Genomic DNA, 24,773 nt, shown 5'->3' on the forward strand with positions numbered 1-24,773 from the left:
CAAATCTTCACTCAGTCTTTTTAGGGACTATTGAGATGTTTATAAGTTACTCTTTTAAGCGGGCACTGCCTTGGTTGCCCTTTGGTATTATTGCCGCCAATACACTGCTGGTGCCGGTTGGCCAGGCCGATGAAGCCATGGAGATCATCGCCGTCAACGGCACCCGCTATCAGGATGATTCTGTGTTGGCCCTCAGCCATACAGGCCAGAGTCTGACGGTTATCAGCCGCGACATGATAGTGTCGGCCGGTGCGGTGGACATCAACGAAATCCTCAACCAGTTTGTGCCAGGGCTCTTTGCCAACGGTCGCAATGGCCGCCACACCGATACCGACTACTCGCTTCAGGGCAGTCGCCCTGTGGATATACTCTGGCTATTGGACGGCAACCGCCTCAATAACCGCCTCTATGGCTCCACCTATACCGACAGCATTAACCCCATGATGATAGAACGTATTGAGGTGATCAAAGGCGCTCAGGGTTTGATCTACGGCTCGGATGCCATCGCCGGAGTGGTCAACATCATCACCCGCGACAGTCATGGCGAGCAAGGTGGCGAAGTCAACTTGAGCGCCGATACCCTCACCAGCTATGATCTCGGCGCTTATGTCAGCGGCGGCAGCGATACTCTAAGCTACAGCCTCAGCGGCAGCTCCAGTCAATCGGACGGTTACGCATTCTGGGAAGATGACGAGTACTCGCCGGTAGCCGCAGAGGATAAAGACCGGGGTTATCGCATGATGAATATAGGCGGCAAGCTCAATTGGCAACCTTCTGCCCAGCACAAAATCACCCTGTTCGGCCAATACAATAATGGCGTGCTGGAGCGGCCTTTGGCCTACAGTGCCATCGTCTCGGAGAACGAGCGCAAACAGACACTGGCCTGGCTCGGTTGGCAATATCAGGCAACTGATAAGCTGAGCCTGGAGACCCGGCTTCACTATCAAAACTGGGACTCCTATTACTCTGAAATCACCCTGGAGCCGGATGGCAGCATGACTATCCCCTACCGGGATGCCTACTGGGGCTTTACCGACAAGGGCGCCAAGGTCAGCGGTCGTTATCAGGCAGATTCGGGGGACAGCTGGCTCGGCGGCATCGAGTGGCAAAGCTATTATGGCGCCGATGAAGTGATGGAGCTGCAAGCGCCCACCGACGATACCAAGGCCGCCTTTTTGCAATACAAGCCGCATTTTTCCGCCCTGCCCGGCACAGTGCTGGCGTTGGGGCTCAGGTATAACCGCCTGGCCAACAATGAAGATAAATGGGTGGCTTCACTGGGACTTGAACAGGAGCTTGGACAAAATTGGCAACTGAAAGCCGCCGTGGGCAATGGTTTTCGGCAACCCACTTCATCTGAGCTCTGGGCCAAGGTCGGTACCCTGGGCAACCCTGAACTTGAGAGTGAAGAGAGTATCAACACCAATCTGACCTTGGTCTATCAAGGCAACTTTACTTTCAGTGTCGAGGCTTACTGGCGCGAAACCGACAACCTGGTGGATAAACGGGAAATCGCCACCAATGTCTGGCAGTACGCCAACCTGGATGGCAAGGTTCGGGGTCAGGGGGTGGATATTCAATACATCATGAACCCGGCACAGGGCTGGCAACTTGAGCTATCCGGCAGTTATAACCGTGCCCGCGAGCGCGGCAAGGATCAGCAGATAGAGCGGATCCCGCAATACATGGGCTTTGCCCGCCTCAGTTGGGATGCCACTGATTCACTGAATCTTTATCTGCAGGGACGTTATGTCGGCGAGTTTACCGATTATGGCCTCAAGGCCGGCGACTATCTGCTGACAGGCATAGGCGCCGACTGGTGGTTGACCGCCAGCCAAAACCAGCAGTTAACACTGCGGATAGATAACCTGTTTGATGAGGACAACACCAGCGCTATTTTCAAACATGGGCACAAGGCCGAGTACCCTATCCCCACTCTGGGCGCACCGCGTACGGCGCAGCTAATCTACCGTTATCTGTTCTGATGTGTTGCCTTCTTTAAAAGCGAGCCGCAGCCCCGTTGGAGGCTGCGGCTTTTTCTTTCTGCTCGGCTTATTACTTGTTTTTGCTCGACTAACTCTTAGCCAGGCAAAATGATCCGCACATCCAAGCCACGTTCAGTGCCCGGTTGAATACTCAACTTACCCTTATGCAACTCGACAATTTGAGCACTGATAGACAGGCCAAGACCCGCGCCAGGAACTGACTCATCGGCAATCCGGAAAAAGCGCTCAGTCAACTGCCGACACTGCTCCAATGGCAGGCCTGGTCCTGAGTCCAGCACCTGGATAACCACTTGTTTGCTCTCTTGGCGCCCCTCTTGCCAGCAACTGACTTTGATTGGCTGATCTTTGCCCGAATACTTACAGGCATTTTCCAGCAGGTTTTTCAGCACCAGTTTCATATAGAAGGGGTCGACACTGACACTCACCTCTTCCGGCAATTCCAGCTGCCAACTGTAATCGGCAATCAGCGGCAGCAGTTGATCCAGCACTTCCTGCACCATTACCGCCACCGGCGTTTGCGCCACTTCCAGCTCGGACAGGGATTCCACCCGAGACAGCAACAGCAACTGCTCTACCATATGGGTCATCTGGCCAATGCCTGTGTCTATGGCATTGAGGTGCAGCTGCTGCTCGGCCTCTGTCTTGGCCTGTTGCCAGCCCTGACGGTGCAGTTTAATGACCGCCAGCGGGGTTTTGAGCTCATGCGCCGCATCGGCGCTGAAACGCCGCTCCCGCGCCAGATTATCGCTGATGCGGGTGATATAGGTATTGAGCGCGTCCTGCACAGGTACCAACTCTTTCGGCAGTTGCAGGGACAGCGGCCGCATATCCGCAGGGCTGCGGAGTTTGAGCCTGGCCGCCAGGCTCTCCAGCGGTTGCAGCAACCAATAGGAGAGAAACACCATCAGCAACGCCACTGCCGGCACCACCAACGCCGGGCCGATAAAGCTGTTGCCCATGATCTGCTCCACCAGCTCACCGCGCACATCGTCTCTTTGGCCGGTAATGATCCATACGCCCAGCTCATCGGAGAAATAACTGAGCAGATGCCAAAGCTCACCCTGGTAATAACGCTTGTGGTAACCGCGCTCAAATGGCGCCATGGGCTCAATGTCGCTGTTATCCGACCTTGCCATCAGTTGTTTGGCCGGGGTCCACATCTGATAGGCGAGTTTCAGCTCATAACTCAGCTCAGTGGCATCGGCCTGCTCGGTAAAGGTATTAACCTTGCCCGGGTTTACACTCAGGATCAGTGGGTTTTCCAACATGTCCAGGCGATGACCCCGCCCCTGGGCACCATAGAACATCTCCAGCATCTTGGCACTTTGCAGCATCTGGGCATCGAACAGCTCCTCTATCTGGCGGCGAGAGTCCTGGGTGTTGAGGTAACTGCTGATGCCTACCGAGAGGCAGATGCCAAGCAGCATCAATGCCATCATCACCAGACGCAGGGATACCCGGCTCATTCTACTGCCACCAAGGTATAGCCTATGCCGCGCACTGTCTTGATAAGCTCATTGGCGGTTTTTTTACGCAGGTGATGAATATGCACCTCAATGGAATTACTGCCGACCTCGTCCCAACCATAGGTCAGCTGCTCAAGCTGATTGCGGCTGAGCACCCTGCCACTGGACTGGGCCAGTTCTAGCAGTAATTGATATTCGCGCCGCGACACCTGAATATGATGGCCGCGAAACAACACCTGATGGGCATCCATATCGATAATCAGTGCCCCCACTTCCAAACGGTTTTGATTCAGACCATGTTGCCGTCTGACAATCGCCTTGATTCTGGCCACCAGCTCCCGCACATCGAAGGGTTTGGCCAGATAGTCATCGGCGCCGAGATCCAAGCAGGCAAGCTTGGTATCAAAGTCGGTGTTGGCGGTCAACACTATGGTCGGGGTATCTATGCCGCGGCGGCGCCATTGGGTCAGTAGTTGGCGGCCATTGCCATCAGGCAAGCCCAAATCCAGCACTATGGCACTGAAGGTTTCATTAATCACAGCCGCCTCGGCTTGTTTGATACTGGTGACGTGATCCACCTGCATATCCAACTTGGCAAGGCTAAGCAATATCCCCTGAGCCAACAACTCATTGTCTTCTATCAGCAATATTCTCATGGGTATAACATCCGGTTTAGGTTGCCCCTATTTCGCAGCAGCGGCGCGCCTGTGTCAAGCTGAAGGCAAGAATCAAGCGGCCCAAAAAAAGCTCAAATGGCAGCATAGTTACAAATAGTCAAAGAGGAGGCTGCTGATTTCGGCAATCGCGCCTCATTGAAGCGGTTATCTGATGACGCTGTACTCCAGCTGCTGCGCCTTGAGAAAATCTTCTGCCGCCGCGCCCTTTAATATGGCGAGGGTCGCCAACATGCCTGCCGTGATGCAGCTCGCGGCCTGAACCGTCACACTACGGGGCGCGCCCTGCACAGGGTAACCGCTACGGGGATCCAGGATATGACCATAGCGGCGCCCCTGATGTTCAATAAAGCGGCGACTGTCACCACTGGTGGCCAATGCGCCCATGTTGAGCGATATCAGCTCCGCTGCCCGGTCAAGATTGGCAGGGTCTTCAATCCCCACCTGCCAACATCTGTTACCACTGACGGCGATATCGCCACCGAGATTGACCAGCACCTCGGTGGTTGAGGCCTGGGTCATGCACAGCCCGGCAACCCTATCGGCGGCATATTCTTTTACCAGGCCGCCGAAGTCCAACGCCATGGCCTCTGGCAGCATAACCCAGGGCGGCTCTGTTATTTCTTGGACGCTTTTGTCTTCAGCCCTGTCATCAAAATGGGGACTGAACTTGAGGTGTTGAAAGCCCACCCGGGACAAGGCATTTTTGATATCAGTCGAGCTCGGCAACGAAGTTTCTGACCTATTTCCCTTTTCAAAACACCAGAGCGCGAGCAGGGGGCCAGCGGTGATATCAAATAAGCCCTCACTCAGTTGCCAGCAGCGTTTGGCAAACTGCAGCAACGCCACCGCCTCGCTGTCCAGCATAAAAGGCGCTCCGGCTGAATGATTGAGCCGCCATAGCCAGTTGCCCGCTAAAAAGCGGCTGTACTTCTGCTCAAGCCTTTGGCATTCCGTGATAGCGGCTTGAGTGAGGCTGAGCGCCAAACGCTCGTCACCGCTTGCAATCAGTAGCTCGCAGGGGCTGGCCATGGCGCAAAAACGGCCTCGGAAACCAAAGTCGGTACGGCTAAGGCTCATCTCTGGTGCTGAGGTGTGACTCTTGGTCAAAGGCTGCTTCCCTCCACTTTCTGTTGATTAAAAGCGGTAGCTGAGCTGGGCAATCACCGCCCTGAGTCTTGGAAACAGCTGCATATTGCCAAGCTCACCGGGCAATAAGGTGCCGTTGTTTTCACTCTGCTGCTGATAATATTCCAGGCGGTAGCTGAGCTCGCGACCCTCGCCGAGCTTATGCCCGAGCTTAACTCCGAGCGTATAGGCTTGCAGCTCACCAAGGCGGTGGTCTGCACTGGCGAATTCAGCTGAATAGCCGGAGATTGAGCCCTCATTCTGGAGCAACAAGGGCCGATAAAAGGATGCCGCACTCTGGCGGTAATAGCGCAGATGCAATTGGCCATAAAAGCCATCAGAGAAATAGTGCCTGAAGTGACTTTCCAGCGTATGGGAATCCAGCTGCCAATCATCAAAAGTGTAGCGCCAGGAAAGGTCCAGCACGCCCCTATCGAGCGCTCCCTTGAGCAGCAAAAACAGGCTCTGCTTTTGCCGTGAGTCCGGCCTGGATTCATAAAGGTAACTCTGGGTGACACCCAGATTGTCCACCAGGCTCAGCACCTTGTAGGGGTCAGTCTGGTACCCCTTAACCAGGGAAAAACCATAGTTGCCCTGCAGTAGCCAGCGACGGTTGAGCACCTGGGTAAAACCCAGCAGCAGATCCAGGGTTTGCTTATGATCCGATCCGCCTTCTCTACTGGCCTCAAAGGCTTGTCTGAAGGCCGTTTCCGAGTCGTAGTCCACTCTTCTTGCCATGGTTGCAAGCGGCAAAGGTCGGCCGCCGACCGGATCTATGGTATCCAGGCCATAAGCCAACGCCAGGGATGCGGTACTGTTGTTCTTGTTGAAGCTATGCTCCAGGGCGCCATTGACGCCGAGCGAAGTGTAATCATATTCCCGTGAGCCATAAACGCCGCCGGCCAGCTGCCAGCTATTTTCAAAGAGCTTGTACCAAGCGGCACTCAGTTGCAGCCGCTTGTCATCAAAGCTGTCATCCAACACCTGCTCACCGGCAGCTATCTGATATTCGCCGTTGCCGGAAGGCCGGGTCAGGGTTTGGCTCTGTTGCTGCATTACGGCGCCCGTGGCCGATGCGCCGCTCAGGCTGTCGAACACCAGTTTGATATCCAGGCCGCTGCTATCATCAAATTCGCCTTTGGCCAGCAGTACCGCCTCAAGAGTCGTCACCCTGTCCTGCTCGCCGTAAAACATCAACGCGGCTTCCAACTGCCAATCGGTAGCCTTGTCGGCACTTTTATCCGGGAAGCTGAGGTTATTGTCTCCGGCATACGTCGCACCACTGGCTAGCAGTGAGCTGCTGGCCAGTGTCAGCGCTGCGGCAATATTGGTTTCGCCCTTTTGCCGCTTCAATTGCATCCACAGCCTCCTCCGGCGAATGCGCGGCCGCCACTGGCTCCCTCTTTACTGAAGTAGATATGATCGTCCAGCGCCAAGTCCAGCCTTTCGTGTGCCAGCGACATATCCTCTCTCGCCAACTGATCCCGCTCCCAAGGTTCAACCCCGAGTTGAGCACAAGCTGTCAACCCAAGAGTGGCAATAAGCGATAAGCCCAATAAACGCATCCTACGCATCTGTTACTCCTTTAACGCACGCTTGAGTTCAGCCTCATACTGGCTTTGTCGCTCGGTGAAAAAACCAACATGGCTACCGAGCAGTTTTCCATCCCGGTCAAATAGAAAACTTGACGGCATCCCCTGCAAGTCTAGCCTGCGTGCCAGTCGCCCTTCAGGGTCATAAAGCACATCAAAGTCGGCATCCAGTTGCTGGAGAAACTCTCTACCTAATTGGGAGTCAGTGTCCAGATTCACCGCGATTATGGCGAGGTCCGTCTCTCGGTATTTGTGATGCATATGCTGCATCCATGGGAACGACTTGCGACATGGCGCACACCACGAGGCCCAGAAGTCCAAATAAATCACCTTACCCTTGTAGTCATTGAGGCTGACTTGAGTTCCATCATCACGGCTTAACGCCAGCGCCAATGGGGACTGCAGCGTTTCTGCCTGTCCCAAGCCACAAATAAGCAACATGAGTATCACAAATGACAGTTGCGACAATTTTTTGGCCTTCATCAGTTGGTTCCTCGACGTAAACTTGCAGTCTGTGGCTGCTACTTTAAAAAAACAGCCATAAAACGGATAGATAAGGATTTTAAGTTTGCCAATCAGTAAATCTTAAATGCCCAAAAAGAGATAGTTGGACAATTTGTCCACTATTAACAATAGCCATTTTGATCCCGATCATGTAATGAAAAAGTAAACATATCAAAAATCACACCCAGACAGAAATCTTGATGCATATCAACTTTAATGAGTCAGTTGCGACCTACACTCATAGGCGTGATTTGTATGAGTTAAAAGCTATTACATTCTTATAAATAAAAGGTTCAACCATGGACACACATGCAGCCCTTTACGAGCAAGGACGGCAACGGCTGGAGAAATTGCGTCAGCTGCCCGCCCGCCAGGACAAATCTTTACAGGAACGTATGCTGGATCACGGCCTGACCCGCCGTGACTTTATGAAGTGGAGTGCATCGGTTACCGCCATGCTGGCGTTGCCCTTGCCCTTCTCCAACCTGGTGGCCGAAGCTGCCGAACTGGCCGATCGGGTACCTCTGATTTGGTTGCATCTGGCCGAGTGCACAGGTTGCTCCGAATCTCTGGTGCGTGCCGACACGCCGAATCTGGATTCGTTGATCTTCGATCATATCTCGCTGGAATACCACGAGACCCTGATGGCTGCCGCCGGCTGGCAAGCAGAAGAGAATCTGGAGCACGCCCTTGAAGCCTACAAAGGCAACTACCTGCTGGCGGTTGAAGGGGCTGTGCCAACGGCCAACAACGGCGCCTTCTTAACGGTCGGCTGTAAGGGCCACACCGGGCTTGAAATCATCAAGCACGCCGCCGAAGGTGCTGCCGCGATAATTTCTGTGGGTACCTGTGCCTCCTTCGGCGGGGTTCAGGCCGCAGCGCCCAACCCAACCGGTGCCAAGGGCGTCCATGAAGTGGTCAACAAGACAGTGATTAACCTGGGTGGCTGCCCACCGAGTGAAAAGAATATTGTCGGCACCCTGATGTACTTCATCATGTTTGGCAAGCTCCCTGCCCTGGACATGTTCAATCGGCCCAAGTGGGCCTATGGTGCCAGGGTGCACGACAATTGCGAACGCCGTGGCCGTTTCGACGCCGGTGAATTTGTTGAGGAATTCGGCGATACCGGCGCCAAAGAAGGCTACTGCCTCTACAAGGTAGGCTGTAAGGGCCCTTACACCTACAACAACTGCCCGACCGAGCGCTTCAATCACCATACCAGTTGGCCTGTGCTGGCCGGTCATGGCTGCATGGGCTGCTCTGAGCCCAACTTCTGGGATGATATGGCTGACTTTGAAAAACCTCTTGGCAGACAACTGCTGCATGGCCTGGATGCCACCGCCGATACCATAGGCGCTGTCATTCTCGGTGCCACTGTGGTGGGTATCGGCGCCCATGCGGTTGCCAGTCTGTTTGCCGGTTCGAAGGAGGATTAATCAATGAACCAACGTGTAGTCATAGATCCCATTACCCGTATCGAAGGCCACCTGCGTGTTGAGGTGGAAGTCGATGAAAACAATGTGGTGCAAAAAGCCTGGTCTTCCTCCACCCTGTGGCGCGGTATTGAGGTGATCCTCAAGGGCCGTACGCCTATGGATGTGGGCCTTATCGTGCAGCGGATCTGCGGTGTGTGTACCTATTCCCACTATCGCTGCGGCACCGAAGCGGTGGAAAATGCCCTCGGGATGAAAATTCCGCTCAACGCCCGCTATCTGCGCTCCTTGATGCACACTTCACTGTTTATGCACGACCATATAGTGCATTTCTATCATCTGCATGGTCTGGACTGGGTGGATGTGGTTTCCGCTCTCAGTGCCGATCCCGCCAAGGCGGCTCAAGTAGCACTCAAGTACACAGACAAGCCGATTGCCGCCGGTGAAGGTGAACTCAGGGCCGTTCAGGAGAGAGTCAAAGGCTTTGTCGAAACCGGTAAGCTTGGGCCTTTCGCCAACGCCTATTGGGGTAACGGTACCTATAAATTCACCCCAGAGCAGAACCTGATTGCCCTGTCGCACTATCTCAAGGCACTGGAAGTACAGCGGGTTGCGGCAGAGATGATGGCGATTTTCGGCGGCAAGCAGCCTCACCCTCAGTCTCTGGTGGTCGGCGGTGTTACCTCGGTGCGTGATATGCTAAGCCCGGCAAGATTACAGGAGTGGAAACAAAAACATGCCATTGTGGCTGACTTTATCGAGCGTGGTTACAAGGCCGATATCGTGATGGCGGCCGAAGCCTTCGGCGGCGAAGCCTCGGTACTGGGCGGCGTTAACATCAAGAGCTTTATGGCTACCAACGACTTTGTCACAGCCGATGGTGAGTATCTGTTTGAACAAGGGGTTATCCTCAAGGGCGACCTGGCCGGTGTCAGCGATATCAACCCGGATCTGATCGCCGAAGATGTCACCCACGCCTGGTACAAGGCCGACAAGCCGCAACACCCTTACGATGGCACCACAATTCCTGATTACACCGGCTTTGTAGAGCGCGACACGGTTTACGGCAAACTGCCGACCCTGGATGGTGACAACAAATACAGCTGGGTGAAATCCCCCCGTTACCAAGGTGAACCTGTGGAAGTGGGCCCACTCGCCTGCCTGCTGGTGAACTATGCCAGAGGCAATCAAGTGGTAGTCGATGCCGTCAATGGTTTGCTGCAACGTACCGGCTTGCCGATTGAAGCCCTGTTCACCACCCTTGGCCGCACCGCGGCGCGTATGTTGCAAACCTCGATTGTGGCCAAAGAGGGATTGCGCACCTTCGACGCCCTGCTGACCAATATCCAGAGTGACGACAGCACTTATATCAAGCCTGAGCTCGACAGCAACAAAGAGTATGTCGGCCACTCCATGATTGAAGCTCCCCGCGGTATGCTCAGTCACTGGATCCGCATCAAGGGGGGACTGGTGGAAAACTATCAGGCCGTGGTGCCCACCACCTGGAACGCAGGACCGGTGGATGCCAAGGGACAGATGGGACCTTATGAGGCATCACTGATAGGCTTGAAACTTGAAGATCCCGCCAAGCCGCTGGAAGTGATCCGCATTATTCACTCTTTCGATCCCTGTATGGCCTGCGCCGTACACGTGATGGATTACAAGGGGCAATCCTTGGGCGAATTCCGTATCGATCCCAATGCCCGCTAAGGAGGAAGCGTCATGGCTACATCGAGTGTTTCCTATAAACAGGAGATAGTATTCAGCGCCGCGATCCGGATATTTCACTGGCTCAGAGCGCTGGCCATTTTGGTACTTGTAATGACAGGCTTTTATATCGCCTGGCCATTTCTGGTGGCGCCCGAATCCAGTGATGTGTTGGTGCAAGGCTGGATCCGCTTTGCCCACCTGATCTTCGGCTTTATCCTCTGTGCCATTACCCTGGCCCGAGCTTATCTGTTCTTCTTCAGCAAGAGCGATATTGAGCGGCGCTCGTTTCGGGATGTGATGAGCGTGAAAAGTTGGATAGTTCAGCTCAAGTCCTATCTGTGGATGGGTAAGCTGAACAAGGCCGGTGTCTATGGCCCACTGCAATTTATGACCTATCTGGCAGTGTCTGTTATGGCCGCGGTGATCTGTATTACCGGTCTGGTACTCTATGCCAACGTCTACCATCAAGGTATGGGCGGCTGGCTGTGGGATATCTCCGGCTGGATCACGGCGCAGATGGGTGGCCTGGCCATCGTCAGGATCTGGCACCATTATCTGACCTGGGCCTTTGTCATCTTCGTGGTTATCCACGTTTATATGGCAGTCTGGACAGGTATCCGCTTCAAACATAACTCAGTGGACTCTATCGTCTCGGGTTATGACTATCACCCGGACAAGCACTAGAGGTCAGATGAAGATATTGCTGCTGGGTATTGGCAATGTCCTGTACGCCGATGAAGGTATCGGCGTACATTTTGTCAATTACCTCAATGAAAACTATCAATTTACTCACCCAAGCGACCAGCTCGATCTCCTCGACGGCGGCACCTTGGCACAGGGGCTTACCCCCATCATTGCCAAGTACGACGCTTTGCTCTTGGTCGATACAGTCAATGCCGCAGGCGCCAAACCCGGCGAAGTCTATTTCTTCGACTTCGATAAGGCTCCGCCTGAAATCGATTGGCAAGGCAGCGCCCATGAAGTGGAAATGCTGCAAACCCTGATCATGATGGAGATGCTTGGCGACAGGCCCCACACCATGGTGCTTGGCATCACCCCAACCGTGATTGAACCCATGACGCTTGGGCTCACACCGCAAATTGCCGCCGCCGTGCCCTTGATGGAAACCACGCTTATCAACTATCTGCAGCACCTTGGCTGGCAATGCCAAAAAACCGGTAACACTGACATAGAAGCCCTTATTCCCCACTCCTATCGCCCAAAGCTGTCTGTAACTGCAACGGTCGATGAAGAAGACAAACTGCCGGAAACATCCCATGAAACTCGTTAGATTCGAATTTGACTGCGCCTCGCAGCAGCCTTGGTATGGGCATTTATGTAACCAATATCTTAATTACGATAAGCTGAATATCACTATCGCCCTGTTGCCGTTGAAATCCGCGGCCAAGCAAAGCACTGCTGCCGCCCTAGAGCACAATCATCAGGCGCCCAGGATCCTCTGGCGATATATTCTCGAAGCCGAGGGGAGCCAGAGTGAGCTTGAGCAGCTCGCCGATGAAATTGCGGGTGATTTTCTCTTGAGCACCAGCTTGCTGGACTCACGTATTTTACTGGCAGAGGAAAGACTCGGCGCCGCCACGCCACTGGCTTTAGCCGACGTACTTCCCAATTCAACCACTCGGCCGAGCCTGGCGTTTTGTCAGTACTGCCAGCCTCGTTTGGGCGATAACCAACACCCTGATTTTGCCAATATCCGTTTGCCCTGCCCCCACTGCCTTGGCGAAGAGGCGGTATTGGCTGAGCCGGAACTCTGCGCCCTGCAACCAAGCGATATCCGCGCCATGGCCGAGCAACTGCTTGAGGGCAAATCGCTCACGCTCACCGACAGCGGCAATCGGCGCCTAAAACTGAGTCGCAAACAAGATGATATGCCTCAGGGCATACCCAGCGGCCAAACACTTATCTGCTGCAATCCCAATAGCCTCAACGCCCACTTCCTGCTGACCGATGCCGAAGTGCTGGCGCTTTCTTCGATGGAAAAACCTGCGCTGCAATTAAGACCCTGCTCGCAGCACCCCAGGCTCACACAGCCCTTGTACTCAGTGGCGTTTGCCGATAGCAGACTGCTGCTGATCATCTGCGAGTATTTGCGTATCAAGGGCTGCGATTATCTGTTTGCGGTCGAGTTATCCCAGCCTTCCCGTGTAGAGCTATGCTGGATAGCCGGTCACTATCTGCCGCTCTATGCTCACCAGGCGCGGCTGAGTAAGGCAAGCTCAGGCCATGCCTTGCCGGAAACCCTGCACGATGAGGCAAGGTTCGGCAAATCAGTGGCGACCGTTCAAAGCCCAGGCAACCCAAAAGAGCCGCAAATTGTATTGAGAGCGGCCACGGAGAATGACGCGAATATCTGGCAAGTGGCCACCGATCACGGCGCCGAATGCGCCTTCAACGCGCTGCTGGCCGAATTCTCAGGTATAAAAAAAGCCGCACTGCTCTATTTCAGTGGCTCGAATCCCTCACAAATACGCTATCTGGATAAGGACGGCAAACAAGAGTGCTTCTTTGAGCTGACTCAACTGCCCGCCAGCGGCTATGAGATAGTACACGCACTGGAGCAAAGCCCGCAGCGCACTGTGGTGCAAAAATTCAAAAGCCAATTCCCCGAGTGTTATAACCGCCTGCTGGATTTTGGCAGTCAGCAGCCATCCGCCTTCCCCGGGTTGGATGCGCTATGGGCCGTTATCGCCATCATCAGTGGGCTTGGTCAGCAGGGTCAGTCGGCCACTGAGCTTAAAGATGCCTTTATCGCCGCCGCCATGAGTTACAAGGGCGCCAACGCACCGCGAATCGATTACCCCTTGGCCAAGGGCGAAGCGGTGCGCGGCCTTAACTGGTGCAAAACGCTGGGCACTGTCATGAGTTTCCGCCTCGCCGGTTACACAGATGCCGCCAAGCTCTGCTTCGCCGCCCAGGATTCACTGGCCGACTATCTGGCCAACTGGGTCGAGCATCTGGATCTCAGCGTTGGTATAGATTGTGTCTTTCTGGCCGGCAGCGCCATGGCCAACCCGGTTCTGAGCAAGAGAATCGCCATTCGCATCGGCAAAAACTTCCCGCTGGCAGCCAGTCAGCAGCTCGATCTCGATGGCGCCCTACTCGCCGCCGGCGCACTTTGGCTCAGGCAAAGGAGGCGCTGATGACAGCGCTTGTTGCCCAAAGCTTAAATATCAAAGGCATAGTCCAGGGAGTGGGTTTTCGCCCCTGGATTTTCCAGTTGGCAAAACGCTTTCAGCTCACGGGCCATGTGCTCAACGATGGCCAGGGCGTCAGCATATTGGTGCAAGGTCCGGAGATGGCGCTGGCAGGATTTCGAGCCGCGCTCGATACCGAGCGCCCGCCGCTGTGCCGCATTGATGAGCTCACCGTCAGCCATGCCCAAGTGCAGGACTTGCAAGATTTCACCATAGCGCACAGCAGTGCGGGGCAAGCGGCGGCCATAGTCACTGTGGGCAGCGACAAGAGCAGCTGCGATGCCTGCTTGGCCGAGATTCGCGATCCCAACAATCGCCACTTCGGTTACCCCTTCACCAACTGCACCCACTGCGGCCCCAGATACACCATTATCCGCAACCTGCCCTACGACAGACACAATACCGCCATGGCGGGCTTTGCCCTTTGTGATGCCTGCCGCCAGGCCTATGAAGACCCTATGGACAGGCGCTATCACGCCCAGCCGGTCAGTTGCCCCAAATGTGGCCCCGAGCTGACACTGCGTGGCGCAGGCGGCGAAATCCTCGCCAAGAGAGAGCAAGCGCTGGCGCAAACCATTGCCCTTATCGAACAGGGCAAAATCCTCGCCATCAAGGGCCTAGGGGGCTTTCATCTGATCTGCGATGCCGGTAATCATGACGCAGTCACTGAACTTAGGCGCCGCAAGTGCCGCCCGGCCAAGCCGCTGGCACTGATGATGCCCTCAATCGAGTTCGCCAAACAATATGCCGAAGGCTCGAGCGCCGAATGGCAACTGCTCAGTAGTCAGGAGCGGCCGATTGTGCTTATGGCCAAGAAGCAACACCAGACTGACGCTCCGGCACTCAGCAGCGCCATAGCGCCGGATATCGATCGGCTGGGTTTGTTCCTGCCTTATACGCCGCTGCATACCCTGCTGCTCGATGGCCTGCAGCGGCCGCTGGTGGCCACCAGTGCCAACCGCTCCGGCGAACCGATTATCACAGACGGCGACGAGGTGCTACGGCAACTCGGCAAACCACCTCTGGCTGTGGTCGATGCAATACTGGATCATAACCGCCCCATCATCAACGGCTGTGACGACTCTGTGGTGCAGATGCTGGATGATGAACTGCAAGTACTGCGTCTCGCCCGCGGTTATGCACCGCTGAGCCTGCCAAGCAAGAGCTTGGCGAGTAAGGACTCTGGAGACAACAGCTCCAACAAGCTGCCGTCACTGCTGGCCGTGGGCCCACAACAGAAAAACACCCTGGCGCTCAATATCGGTAATCAGCTCTATCTCAGCCCCCATATAGGCGATCTTTTCAGTGTTGAGGCAGAAGGCTATTTCGAGCGCACTTTGCAGAATTTCCATCGCCTGTACCGCTTTGAGCCCGAGGCCATCATCCGCGATAAACACCCCGACTACGCGTCCAGCCGCTGGGCCGAGCGTCAAAGTACTCGGCAGCTTGAGGTGCAGCATCACTTCGCCCATCTGCTGGCGGTGATGGCAGCCAATGATTACAGCGGCAAGGTGCTGGGCTTCAGCTTTGATGGCACAGGGCTTGGAGATGACAACCAGCTCTGGGGCGGCGAACTGCTGCTGGCCGACTGTCAGGGATTTCAGCGTCTGGCAACCCTGAGTCCCATGACACTGCTCGGAGGCGAGCAGGCCATTCGCGAGCCTTGGCGCCTGCTCTATAGCCTGCTGTTGCAAAACCATGACATTGAAGAGTTGCAGCAATTGGCGGTCTTTGCCGCCGAGCCTGCAGCCAAGCTGGCCAACCTTGGCAAGCTCGCCAGCAGTGGCATAGGCCCCAAGAGCCACTCCATAGGCCGTTTATTCGATGCCGCCGCCGCGCTGCTGGCGAGCTTGAGACTCAGCCAATATGAAGGCCAGGCCGGGATTATCCTGGAAACCCTTGCCCGCAGAGCCATTGCCGCCGGGAAACAGCAAAGCGCCGAGAAGCTTGGCTTAGAGCCGAAGCTTGAACATGAGCTCGAACCGACAAACACTCGCGCCGAGCTGGTGCTTGGGCAATGGCAAAGCGCGCCGTTATTTTCAGCGCTGCTGCAAGCCTGGCGCACCGAGCCGGACAGTGAACTGCTGGCGCTGGCCTTTATTCAGGCCATAGGCAAGGGGATTATCGCCGCGGCGCTCAAGGCCCGTAACTGGCTCAAGGCCGAAGGAATAGACGAGCTGCCGCTGGTACTGAGCGGCGGCGTGTTTCAAAGTAGACTTCTCAGTGAATACTGCCACCGGGAACTCGCCCGGCTTGAATTTCACCGCTTGAAACCCGGCCTGGTGCCGGTCAATGATGGCGGTATCGCCCTCGGGCAGCTCTGGTATGGATTACATCAACCCGGGCTCACACAGAGCCTGGCCGAACGTTGAAATTACTGATTGATATCAAGGCATCTGCCGCCAAAGCGGCGCATGCTCAGATTAAGGAACCAAAGGGAGTTCATTATGTGTAAAGATTGCGGATGTTCACTGCCCAGGGGCAACGGCGGGCATCATTCTCACGAGCATGGTCATTCTCACGGACACGATCACAATCACAGTCACTCTCATGGCCATTCCCATGAGCACTCTCACAGCCATTCTCATAGCCAAGGCACAGTACACACCAACCCGCAGCTGAACGACAGCAAGACACTGTCGGTGATCCACAAGATCCTCGACAAAAACGATATCGAAGCCCAGCACAACCGTGAACACTTCGAATCCCACGGGGTGATGGCCTTCAATATCATGAGTAGCCCCGGCAGTGGCAAAACCAGCCTGCTGGAGCATCTCGGTGCCTATACAGACAAAAAATACTGCGTCATTGAAGGCGATCTGGAAACCTCGCGGGATGCCGACCGCCTCAAGGCCAAGGGCATAGAAGCGATTCAGATCCAAACCGGCAGCGCCTGCCACCTGGATGCCTTTATGGTGCACGGTGCCCTGCACCAGCAAGCGCTCGACAACATGGATATCTGCTTTGTCGAGAACGTCGGCAACCTGGTGTGCCCGGCCAGTTATGATGTGGGCACCCACATGAATATTGTGCTGGTTTCCATCCCCGAGGGCGACGACAAGATTGAAAAATATCCTGTGATGTTCCACCGCGCCGATCTGGTGCTGCTGACCAAGTGCGATCTGCTGCCCTACTTTGACTTTGATGTCGCCGAGGCCCGCGCCCAGGTGAGTAAACTCAACCCCAAGGCCGAGGTATTGGAAGTCTCTACCAAAGATCCCGCCAGTTTGACCCGGGTCGCCCAGTGGCTGGATAAGCAGCTCGCCGCCTTTACCGAGCGCACTTCGGAGGCTTGCTGATGTGTTTGTCTATCCCATCCCAGGTAGTGGAGCTGCACCCCGAAAGCCAGAGCGTTACCGTGGAAACCCTGGGGGTTAAACGCACTGTGAGCTGTCATCTGTTGGATGAACCGCTTGCCATTGGCGACTATGTGCTTATCCATATCGGCTTTGTGATGAACAAGATAGATGCCGAATCTGCCGCCGAGAGCCTGGCGCTGTACCGTGAGATAGCGGCCAAACTGGAGGCGGAAGATGGCAGAGCTTGAACTCAGGCAACTGTACGACGGCTTTCGCTGCCCGGCCACTATCCGTAATCTGGCCGAGGAAATCACCGCACTGGCTCCCAAGCTGGCCGAGCCGCTCAATATCATGGAGGTCTGCGGCGGCCACACCCACACCATAATGAAATATGGCCTGCTGCAGCTGCTGCCGGAAAATATCCATTTCATTCATGGCCCGGGTTGCCCGGTATGTGTCATGCCCAAGGAGCGGATAGATCAGGCCGCCGCCCTCGCCCGCCTCGATGATGTGATCTTGGTGACCCTGGGCGATATGATCCGGGTTCCCGGCTCCAAGGGTTCACTCACCTCTGTGCGCGCCGAAGGCCATGATATCCGCGCCGTCTATGCCCCGCTCGATGCGCTGAAAATCGCCGCAGAAAACCCGGACAAGACCATAGTCTATTTTGCCATCGGCTTTGAAACCTCCACGCCGATGACGGCGATACTGCTGGAGCAAGCCGAAGCCAAGGGCCTTAGTAACCTCTTGTTTCATATCAACCATGTGCTGGTACCACCGGCAATAGATGCGGTAATGAGCCACCCCGAGACCAAGGTCAACGCCTTTATCGGCCCGGCCCACGTCAGCGTTATCAGCGGCGCCCGCATCTATCGTCCGGCGGTGGAACGTTATCACACCCCTGTGGTGGTCTCGGGCTTCGAGCCGGTGGATGTCATGCAATCCATTCTCGCGCTGGTCAAACAGAAAGTCAGCGGCCGCTGTGAACTGGAAAACCAGTATCAACGCGCCGTCAGCGAACAGGGCAATCTATTAGCGCAGCAAAAGGTAGAGCAGTTCTTTAAGGTACGCCCCAGTTTTCGTTGGCGCGGCCTTGGCCCCATTGCCGACTCGGCACTGATGCTGAAACCCGAATACAGTCACAGGGATGCCGAACGCCGCTTTGCCGAGCGCTTGCCGGTGAAACAGATAGACGATCACAAAGCCTGCCAATGCGGCGATATTCTGCGCGGCATGGCCAATCCCAAGGATTGCAAAGTATTTGGCCGCGGCTGCACCCCGCAAACACCGCTCGGCAGTTGCATGGTCAGCTCTGAAGGCGCCTGCAATGCCTATTACAGATATGCCGGAGTAAACTGATGTCCGATAAACGAGTACAACTGAGCCATGGCGGCGGTGGCCGGGAAATGGCTGAGCTTATCAACAAGCTGTTTTTCGATGCCTTCGACAACCCCATTCTCAGACGCGAAGAAGACGCCGCCTGTTTGCATCTTGGCGGCGATTGCGCCTTTACTACAGACTCATTTACCGTGGCGCCGCTGTTCTTCAAAGGCGGCGACATCGGCAAGCTGGCCATTGCCGGCACAGTCAACGACTTAGCTATGATGGGCGCCGAGCCGCAATATTTAAGCTGCGGTTTTATCATAGAGGAAGGCTTTGAAATCAGCCGCCTGAAACAGATAGTGGCCAGCATGGCCGATGCCCTGTCTCAATGCGGAGCCCGCATCGTCTGCGGCGATACCAAGGTAGTGCCCAAAGGCTGCGCCGACGGCATTTTCATCAATACCTCAGGGGTAGGCCGCATTCTCAAGCCGGGCATTTCGGCTCATGCGCTAAGAAACGGCGATGCCATCTTGCTTTCGCGGGACATAGGCCGTCACGGCGCCGCCATCCTGAGTGCCCGTGAAGGGCTGGAGCTGGAGTCTGAACTCAGCTCCGACTGCGCCGTGCTCTGGAATGTGGTGGAGCAACTGATCGCCGCCAATCTTGAGATCCACGCCATGCGTGACGCCACCCGCGGCGGCTTGTCGGCCGTGCTCAACGAGTGGGCCAAGGCCTCTAACAAGGGCATTACCCTCAGAGAAACCGCCATTCCCGTCTGTGATGAGGTACGTGGCGTCTGTGAACTCTACGGTTTTGAGCCCTGGGATCTCGCCAACGAAGGCAGCTTTGTCGTCGCCCTGCCCCGCGAACTCGCCGAAGGCGCGGTCGAAATCATGCGCCGCTTCGGTCATTGCGACCAGGCCTGCATCATAGGCGAAGTAGGCGAACAACATCCGGGTAAAGTGGTACTGGAATCGGCCTGGGGCAGTCGCCGCTATTTGGATCTGCCACAGGGCGAGCTGTTGCCGAGGATCTGTTGATGCACGAGTATTCTATCGTCAGCGCCCTGATGGAGCAGTGCCAGCAACTCGCCGCCGAGCACGGCGCCAAGGGCATTGCTCGGGTCGCCATCAAGATAGGCGCCATGAGCGGCGTTGAACCTGAGTTGGTTCGCACCGCCTTCAACACCTTTCGTGAGCACAGCGTCTGCCACCAAGCCGTGCTTGATATCGACATAGCGCCGCTGACGCTCTCCTGCAATCGGTGCCAGCAGCAAAGTACCCCAGAGGAACGTACCGTCATCTGCCCCCACTGCCACAGCCAGGATACCCGGGTCATAGACGGTGAAGATATGCTATTGATGCAACTCGAGTTAATCACAGATTAAGCCTGCTCAGGCAAAGCGGCGCCACTATCTGTGTGACGCCGCTATCTGTATTGAGCTACACGCTGTAAAACTTAGGGCCAAAGGCTATCGCGTTCGGTAATGCCTTTGGCCATATATCTTTGGCCTTTTTATCACTCCTTCCCCATTACTGTCTTACCGTCAGTAAAAGCCTTTAGAGTCTCATTTCTAAACCATGGCTGCACTTGCGGCTTGTTTCGCCAAGCCAACTTGGTTATTCTAATGATAATTCAATTAGTTATAAAAACAGCCAATACAGGGATGGCTGGCATCATTTCGCCTTCAGGCAAATTCAGGGACGAAGTCAGTTTCGTGCCCGTGCGGTAGCTATGGCGGAAACTTTATAGCAGATAGTTATTTAAGCGCAGACGCGACGCCCTTAATCTACACGATTAAACTCATCCTGTGTCGGCCAACTTAACTTGACCAATACACAACAAACAGTGTGGCTCTGGCTTAACTAATCCGTGAGAAACACGGCAACCGACACTTGCTTGCATAGGGAATCATTATATTTATTGCTATTAAGGAATAGTTTTGAGTATATAGTCAACACCTTAAAACCGTTATTTACTGAATTAGCAAACAATATATTTAAAGCGCGTATACACCTTTCAACTGCCAAAAGTAGAAATTATGCAATGGTCAAAACTTAAAAAGCGAGTTGAAGAAAATTTTGCTGAATCCATCAAAGGCAGAATTGAAATATTTACAACTTCTTATCGACGACAAGGTGAAGTTGCTCGAAGTTGGGTTGTCATTGATGGCAAGCAAGGCATAAGTCTTACTGATTATGAGTCTTGGTCGGAACAAGGGGCATATTTTCATGAGTTAACCCCAACAGATTGCCTGAAACATAAATCAGTAGATGGCTTAGAAAGAACTGTGGGGAGTTTATATGAAGCAGGTGAGTTCAGCAGTTATGACTTCAAAATTATATGTTTCGAGTCATTGAGCCTATCCGCTCATGATTGTATTAAATCTGAACATCCGCTATTGCGTGTCATAGGTGTTCTTCATCGTAAACTAGGTAAGGCTAAGGTCAATGAAATGCTAAAGGACCCTCATCCAATGGTTATTTACTTTGCAGATTTTCGTATAAAGGCAGAGGCAGCTGACCTTTCCCAAAAATTTAAAGCTATTTCCGGATAACAAGCTAGATACCTCCCTTAAAAACCAGGAAACTTCATGATTGATTTCACCTCTCTACCAGATGAAAACACAAAACGATTTGTCGCCGTACTAAATAAAAAAGTTGATATGGGGCGCCTGTACAATGCGCTGGGTCATATGACAGCCGGACTGGTCGCTGAAGTAAATGACTTAGACAGACTCTGTTTTCTGCAATATCGGGATAAGGAAGAAGGTATTCATCCATCAATATCCCATTATCCATTTATCGTTCTTAAGGCTGACAATTCGAACAAGATCAGAAAAGTCCGTGAAGAACTCCTGCAACGAAATATCCCATTCACTGACTTTACAAACACCATGATAGTAGGAAAATCCGCCGAGCAGGTAAAAACAACGGCTGAAACATCCGAGCAAGATCTGGAATACTTTGGTATTTGTATGTTCGGTGATACGACAGTGCTTAAAGAGTTTACCGGTAAGTTCAGTTTATTCAAATAGCAGTTTTTTGGAGCTATATGGAATTTAATAGAGCATATCGGGTGCGGAGCACTACACGACAACCTGCAGGCATGGCGTAAAGCCACATTAATAGCCCGCTGTAACAGTTGAGAAGCTTGGCGGTTCAACTCTGTAATGTCGGATAATCAGAGGCTATTTATCAATGAAAACACACAAAAGGAAGTTAATATGGGATTGGCAATCAAAGTTGGCACTTATGCGGACTTGTTGAAAGAAGATCCAAGCCAGGCCGAGTGGTTAGGTGACACTTTCGCAGCTTTAAATGAAGTGCTTGCAGAGAATGGAATCGAACTGCATCATGAGCCCAAGATTTTGACAAAACTGAAAAATAGAGCCCAATGTGATTCATTTCCCTACTCTTTTATTCACTATCTAAGAAGATTCTACGCTCAAGTCGAAACTGATCCAAACTGGGTACCGGCTCCCGTAAAGGAGGATGAAGACCCCACGGATGATCCTGCCATTGAAGAAGTATCCTCTATGCTGGAAAGTCACTTACTTTGCCATTCAGACTGTGACGGGTTTTACTTACCTATTAAGTTTGATGAAATAATATTTGATGATGAGGATAGGATCCCAGGTGGTGCATTAGGCTCTAGTTACAAACTCCTTGAGGAACTCATTTTTATTGCACCCAAGTTAAACATTATACTGAAAGACGGTCAACTTTCAGATTCCGAGGCAGATAAAATCAATGAATTAGCCGACAACGAGGGCAACTTTTATCGGGAATACTGTGTTTGGATTGCCCTATATGAGGCCGCAAGCGAGAGCATAGAAAACAAAACAGCAATATATTTTTGCTAAGTTTAGTATTGCATCTAAGAGATAATCCCCCACAACCCTATTGAGCTATTTTTGATAGTGATCGATTGCAAATAGATGTTCAAATTAAGACGGCAGGTTAAATATAAACATCTATTTGAACATATAAAAGTAAAAGATAATAAGATACATTTTTGGACTGATATTTTCGATAACAAATGAAGTCAAAATTTATTAAAAGGAGGTAATATAGTGACAGAAGTAAACCAAGAGATATTATGGGATAACGTATATGACGCTAGAACGGCTGTATTCGAAAAGAAATTCGGTCTGTTCCCAGATGAGATCCTTAAACTGGGTCATATGACAGGTGTATGGCCAGGTGGTGGCTTGTTTAAGTCTAAAGCCAGCGAATTGGGTGACGACCTATGGCTTTACACCACTTTTGGTTTAACCAACCCGGATATGCCAACCCAGTACTTGCCCCAAAACATTAATCAAACAGATGGTAACATTGAGCTGACTCTGACAAAAAAAGAAACAGTTCCTGTCTATCCTGAGCGGCCGGGTTATGGATACGAAATTATAGTAATTACCCAAGGCGAGGCAGATTGGCCACTAGGTTTGTTGCAATGGGCCGTCAATGCGGAAATGCTTAACGATGCAGACCTTTTGGGAAGAGTCAAAAAGTACAACGGCCTAACTATTGAAGATGTCATGGTGGGAGACGGCGATTACGTCAATGTACTTATTACCCAGGCACACAGTCCGCTGCCAGGTAGCTTCACATTACCTAATGGTGAAGGCCAACTACTGATAGCGACTGTGATTACTGACGATGAGATGGCCTGGTCAATGAAAAACGGTCGAGACAAGCTGTTAGCCAAACTCCTTGCATCGAACGATAAGCAAGTCAGTGTCATTAACAGACCTTCGGTGTTAAATCCCGCTTCCATTAACTACTCGGACATAGACAATCGAGAACAGGCAGAAGAGCTCGCAGCTCAAGGTATGTTACGAAAAACCTATCTCTTCCCATTGGAGTTTGGTGGTCAGGACGACCCAATGAATGTGGTCTATCTACCAAAGACGGCCTCACTGAGCAAAAAAGTGTTCGATCAACAGGTCATGGAGCTGGCCCAGCAAGGAAACATAAGTAACTACTCGGCCTCACCGAATTATCAAGCAGATAGTTTTATACCGGAAAGTATCGACATTGTAGCTGATGGCGAAGCCGGGATATCAACTAGAATTGAAGTGTGGTAATAGGTAGCTCTGGCTTTATTTGACTCTTGACACAAGTCGGTTAACAGCCCAGCTACCCGCACTGAAAGTAATTAAGGTGTTCTCATTGAGATACATTGAGGACACCTTATTAACAGCCTGTGCTTGTTGTCAGTGTACCTACTGCGAATGAAGCTTGAGCCTTGAGCCCCGAGGCGCTTGCAGAAGCACAGATGACTGTATCATTGAAATCCAAAGTTAGAATAATTTAGCATTGCCACCAATAGTTGCCAAGTTAAAGATGCTGCTATATTTCACTATCCATATATCATAAAGAAAAACCATGAATAACGAACAATTAATTAACGCTATCAGAAAGAAGCTGATAAATTAAAGTGCTATAGCTATGATGACATGTGGTACGATGTTATTTCCACGCAAGTACTAGCTGACTTTGAGTATTTACTAAACAACTACCCGTTTAAAAACAATGAAGAAAAGAAGGTCATCTTTCTTCAACTATTGATGAGTGATATAGAACATTATTTAAAGGAAGACTGCATTGGAGCATTCCTGAATCATTTCCACCCTGAACAGCTCAAAGTTGATTTCCCTGAAGGGATATTCACAATAACACAGTATGAGAACAGTTTTTATGTTTTCAAAAAACTCGTTGAGAATAAATTTCCGCTAGATCACAACATGTTCCTACTTATGGGCTGCCGAAATAATCAGAAAGAGTATCTAGAATTTATCACTCAGCATTTTACTGTAACTGATGAGATCTTGGAGCAAGCGCTAGATCAGATCATAAACTCAGATTCTTTTGGTGAATCCAGCACAGATGCAACTCAAATTTACTTGATAAAGTACCTGCTAGAAATGTTGAATGTAAATTGCAATCTACCAGGAACGTCCGACCATGATTGGTTATATCAAGAGTGCTTCGAAAATGTTCCTCCTGCAGCTAAATACTTCTACACTGATGATTTTGATATAGCAATTCTTTATGATCAAGAGTATTGGGAATATATCTCTGAAAACTACCTGGAAGATGAAGACTATGAAAGCCTCTACCTTGCAGCTCTTGATGATATAAAAAATAGTAACCTGGATATAGATTTTAAGCAGATGCAAGCTATATTCATCGATTTGAACATGCCGGCTGCGGCGCAAATATTTTCTCATTAGACAATTGTCAAAGAAGCGCTCATATCAGTAAGCAGAGAGCCATTGTCTATTTGGCTCAATTAGATCTATCTTGGAAACGAACTCAACATGAACAACAAGTATAGAGCTCCAGCGAGCAAGTGCAATGGCTTCCCCAAAGGTCTGAAGCTGCTAGTTCCTTTTATGCTCCTTATATCGACTCCCTG

23 protein-coding genes are annotated in these 24,773 nt (G+C 52.5%); 17 read left to right on the forward strand and 6 right to left on the reverse strand.

The features are described 5' to 3' along the window. Nucleotides 1-35: 35 nt before the first annotated feature. Nucleotides 36-1,985, forward strand: a complete 1,950-nt coding sequence (locus E1N14_RS11470) for a TonB-dependent receptor plug domain-containing protein (RefSeq protein WP_082813096.1) — start codon at nucleotides 36-38, stop codon at nucleotides 1,983-1,985. Between the two features lie 95 nt (nucleotides 1,986-2,080). On the opposite strand, the gene E1N14_RS11475 is transcribed toward E1N14_RS11470, so the two are convergent. From E1N14_RS11475 to E1N14_RS11500, 6 genes are all read right to left on the reverse strand, one after another. Beyond that, nucleotides 2,081-3,472, reverse strand: coding sequence for an ATP-binding protein (locus E1N14_RS11475; protein ID WP_025010296.1), 1,392 nt, complete (start codon nucleotides 3,470-3,472; stop codon nucleotides 2,081-2,083). Beyond that, nucleotides 3,469-4,128: a response regulator gene (locus E1N14_RS11480; RefSeq protein ID WP_025010295.1), complete on the reverse strand. Its 660-nt coding sequence runs from the start codon at nucleotides 4,126-4,128 to the stop codon at nucleotides 3,469-3,471. The genes E1N14_RS11475 and E1N14_RS11480 overlap by 4 nt, the downstream gene beginning before the upstream one ends. 165 nt (nucleotides 4,129-4,293) lie before the next feature. Next, on the reverse strand, nucleotides 4,294-5,226 hold the full coding sequence (locus E1N14_RS11485; RefSeq protein WP_037436896.1) for an FAD:protein FMN transferase: 933 nt from the start codon (nucleotides 5,224-5,226) through the stop codon (nucleotides 4,294-4,296). Nucleotides 5,227-5,283: 57 nt separating this feature from the next. After that, the gene (locus E1N14_RS11490; RefSeq protein WP_037436895.1) at nucleotides 5,284-6,633 is read right to left on the reverse strand and encodes a DUF3570 domain-containing protein; all 1,350 of its coding nucleotides are present in this window, start codon (nucleotides 6,631-6,633) and stop codon (nucleotides 5,284-5,286) included. After that, complete coding sequence (locus E1N14_RS11495; RefSeq protein ID WP_037436894.1) at nucleotides 6,624-6,848, reverse strand: DUF4266 domain-containing protein; 225 nt, start codon at nucleotides 6,846-6,848, stop codon at nucleotides 6,624-6,626. Before E1N14_RS11495 ends, E1N14_RS11490 begins: the two co-directional genes overlap by 10 nt. A 3-nt stretch (nucleotides 6,849-6,851) precedes the next feature. Further along, a complete protein-coding gene (locus E1N14_RS11500) occupies nucleotides 6,852-7,349 on the reverse strand; it encodes a TlpA disulfide reductase family protein (protein ID WP_037436893.1) in 498 nt (165 codons plus the stop codon). 320 nt (nucleotides 7,350-7,669) lie between these two features. Here E1N14_RS11500 and hyaA point away from each other — a divergent pair, with 320 nt between their 5' ends. The 16 genes from hyaA (at nucleotide 7,670) to E1N14_RS11580 (ending at nucleotide 24,588) form a co-directional block, all read left to right on the forward strand. Then, nucleotides 7,670-8,806 (forward strand): nickel-dependent hydrogenase small subunit, encoded by a 1,137-nt coding sequence (gene hyaA, locus E1N14_RS11505; RefSeq protein ID WP_062793451.1) that lies wholly within the window; start codon nucleotides 7,670-7,672, stop codon nucleotides 8,804-8,806. A gap of 3 nt (nucleotides 8,807-8,809) precedes the next feature. After that, the gene (gene hyaB / locus E1N14_RS11510; protein WP_062793450.1) at nucleotides 8,810-10,513 is read left to right on the forward strand and encodes a nickel-dependent hydrogenase large subunit; all 1,704 of its coding nucleotides are present in this window, start codon (nucleotides 8,810-8,812) and stop codon (nucleotides 10,511-10,513) included. 12 nt (nucleotides 10,514-10,525) lie between these two features. Next, nucleotides 10,526-11,197: a Ni/Fe-hydrogenase, b-type cytochrome subunit gene (gene cybH, locus E1N14_RS11515; RefSeq protein WP_025010290.1), complete on the forward strand. Its 672-nt coding sequence runs from the start codon at nucleotides 10,526-10,528 to the stop codon at nucleotides 11,195-11,197. A 7-nt stretch (nucleotides 11,198-11,204) separates the two neighbouring features. Next, nucleotides 11,205-11,804 carry a HyaD/HybD family hydrogenase maturation endopeptidase gene (locus tag E1N14_RS11520; RefSeq protein ID WP_025010289.1) on the forward strand — a complete coding sequence of 200 codons (600 nt, stop codon included), beginning with the start codon at nucleotides 11,205-11,207 and terminating at the stop codon, nucleotides 11,802-11,804. After that, entirely contained in the window at nucleotides 11,791-13,674 is a 1,884-nt protein-coding gene (locus E1N14_RS11525) for a hypothetical protein (protein WP_062793449.1), read from the forward strand. The genes E1N14_RS11520 and E1N14_RS11525 overlap by 14 nt, the downstream gene beginning before the upstream one ends. Then, entirely contained in the window at nucleotides 13,674-16,100 is a 2,427-nt protein-coding gene (hypF, locus tag E1N14_RS11530; protein ID WP_025010288.1) for a carbamoyltransferase HypF, read from the forward strand. Before E1N14_RS11525 ends, hypF begins: the two co-directional genes overlap by 1 nt. A 75-nt stretch (nucleotides 16,101-16,175) precedes the next feature. Further along, the gene (gene hypB, locus E1N14_RS11535) at nucleotides 16,176-17,027 is read left to right on the forward strand and encodes a hydrogenase nickel incorporation protein HypB (RefSeq protein WP_025010287.1); all 852 of its coding nucleotides are present in this window, start codon (nucleotides 16,176-16,178) and stop codon (nucleotides 17,025-17,027) included. Further along, the gene (locus E1N14_RS11540; protein WP_025010286.1) at nucleotides 17,027-17,275 is read left to right on the forward strand and encodes a HypC/HybG/HupF family hydrogenase formation chaperone; all 249 of its coding nucleotides are present in this window, start codon (nucleotides 17,027-17,029) and stop codon (nucleotides 17,273-17,275) included. Before hypB ends, E1N14_RS11540 begins: the two co-directional genes overlap by 1 nt. After that, complete coding sequence (gene hypD / locus E1N14_RS11545) at nucleotides 17,262-18,386, forward strand: hydrogenase formation protein HypD (RefSeq protein WP_025010285.1); 1,125 nt, start codon at nucleotides 17,262-17,264, stop codon at nucleotides 18,384-18,386. Before E1N14_RS11540 ends, hypD begins: the two co-directional genes overlap by 14 nt. Beyond that, nucleotides 18,386-19,390: a hydrogenase expression/formation protein HypE gene (hypE, locus tag E1N14_RS11550; RefSeq protein ID WP_062793448.1), complete on the forward strand. Its 1,005-nt coding sequence runs from the start codon at nucleotides 18,386-18,388 to the stop codon at nucleotides 19,388-19,390. The genes hypD and hypE overlap by 1 nt, the downstream gene beginning before the upstream one ends. After that, nucleotides 19,390-19,737 carry a hydrogenase maturation nickel metallochaperone HypA gene (gene hypA / locus E1N14_RS11555; RefSeq protein WP_025010284.1) on the forward strand — a complete coding sequence of 116 codons (348 nt, stop codon included), beginning with the start codon at nucleotides 19,390-19,392 and terminating at the stop codon, nucleotides 19,735-19,737. The genes hypE and hypA overlap by 1 nt, the downstream gene beginning before the upstream one ends. Nucleotides 19,738-20,391: 654 nt before the next feature. Then, nucleotides 20,392-20,907, forward strand: a complete 516-nt coding sequence (locus E1N14_RS11560) for an SF0329 family protein (protein ID WP_025010283.1) — start codon at nucleotides 20,392-20,394, stop codon at nucleotides 20,905-20,907. Between the two features lie 36 nt (nucleotides 20,908-20,943). Beyond that, the gene (locus tag E1N14_RS11565) at nucleotides 20,944-21,387 is read left to right on the forward strand and encodes a DUF2000 domain-containing protein (RefSeq protein ID WP_025010282.1); all 444 of its coding nucleotides are present in this window, start codon (nucleotides 20,944-20,946) and stop codon (nucleotides 21,385-21,387) included. A 189-nt stretch (nucleotides 21,388-21,576) separates the two neighbouring features. Then, entirely contained in the window at nucleotides 21,577-22,215 is a 639-nt protein-coding gene (locus E1N14_RS11570) for a hypothetical protein (protein WP_025010281.1), read from the forward strand. A 210-nt stretch (nucleotides 22,216-22,425) separates the two neighbouring features. Next, nucleotides 22,426-23,439, forward strand: coding sequence for a suppressor of fused domain protein (locus E1N14_RS11575; protein WP_062793447.1), 1,014 nt, complete (start codon nucleotides 22,426-22,428; stop codon nucleotides 23,437-23,439). A 372-nt stretch (nucleotides 23,440-23,811) separates the two neighbouring features. Then, nucleotides 23,812-24,588: a hypothetical protein gene (locus tag E1N14_RS11580; RefSeq protein WP_025010280.1), complete on the forward strand. Its 777-nt coding sequence runs from the start codon at nucleotides 23,812-23,814 to the stop codon at nucleotides 24,586-24,588. Nucleotides 24,589-24,773: the final 185 nt, after the last annotated feature.

Source organism: Shewanella algae (genome assembly GCF_009183365.2).
In the GTDB taxonomy this organism is placed as follows: domain Bacteria; phylum Pseudomonadota; class Gammaproteobacteria; order Enterobacterales; family Shewanellaceae; genus Shewanella; species Shewanella algae.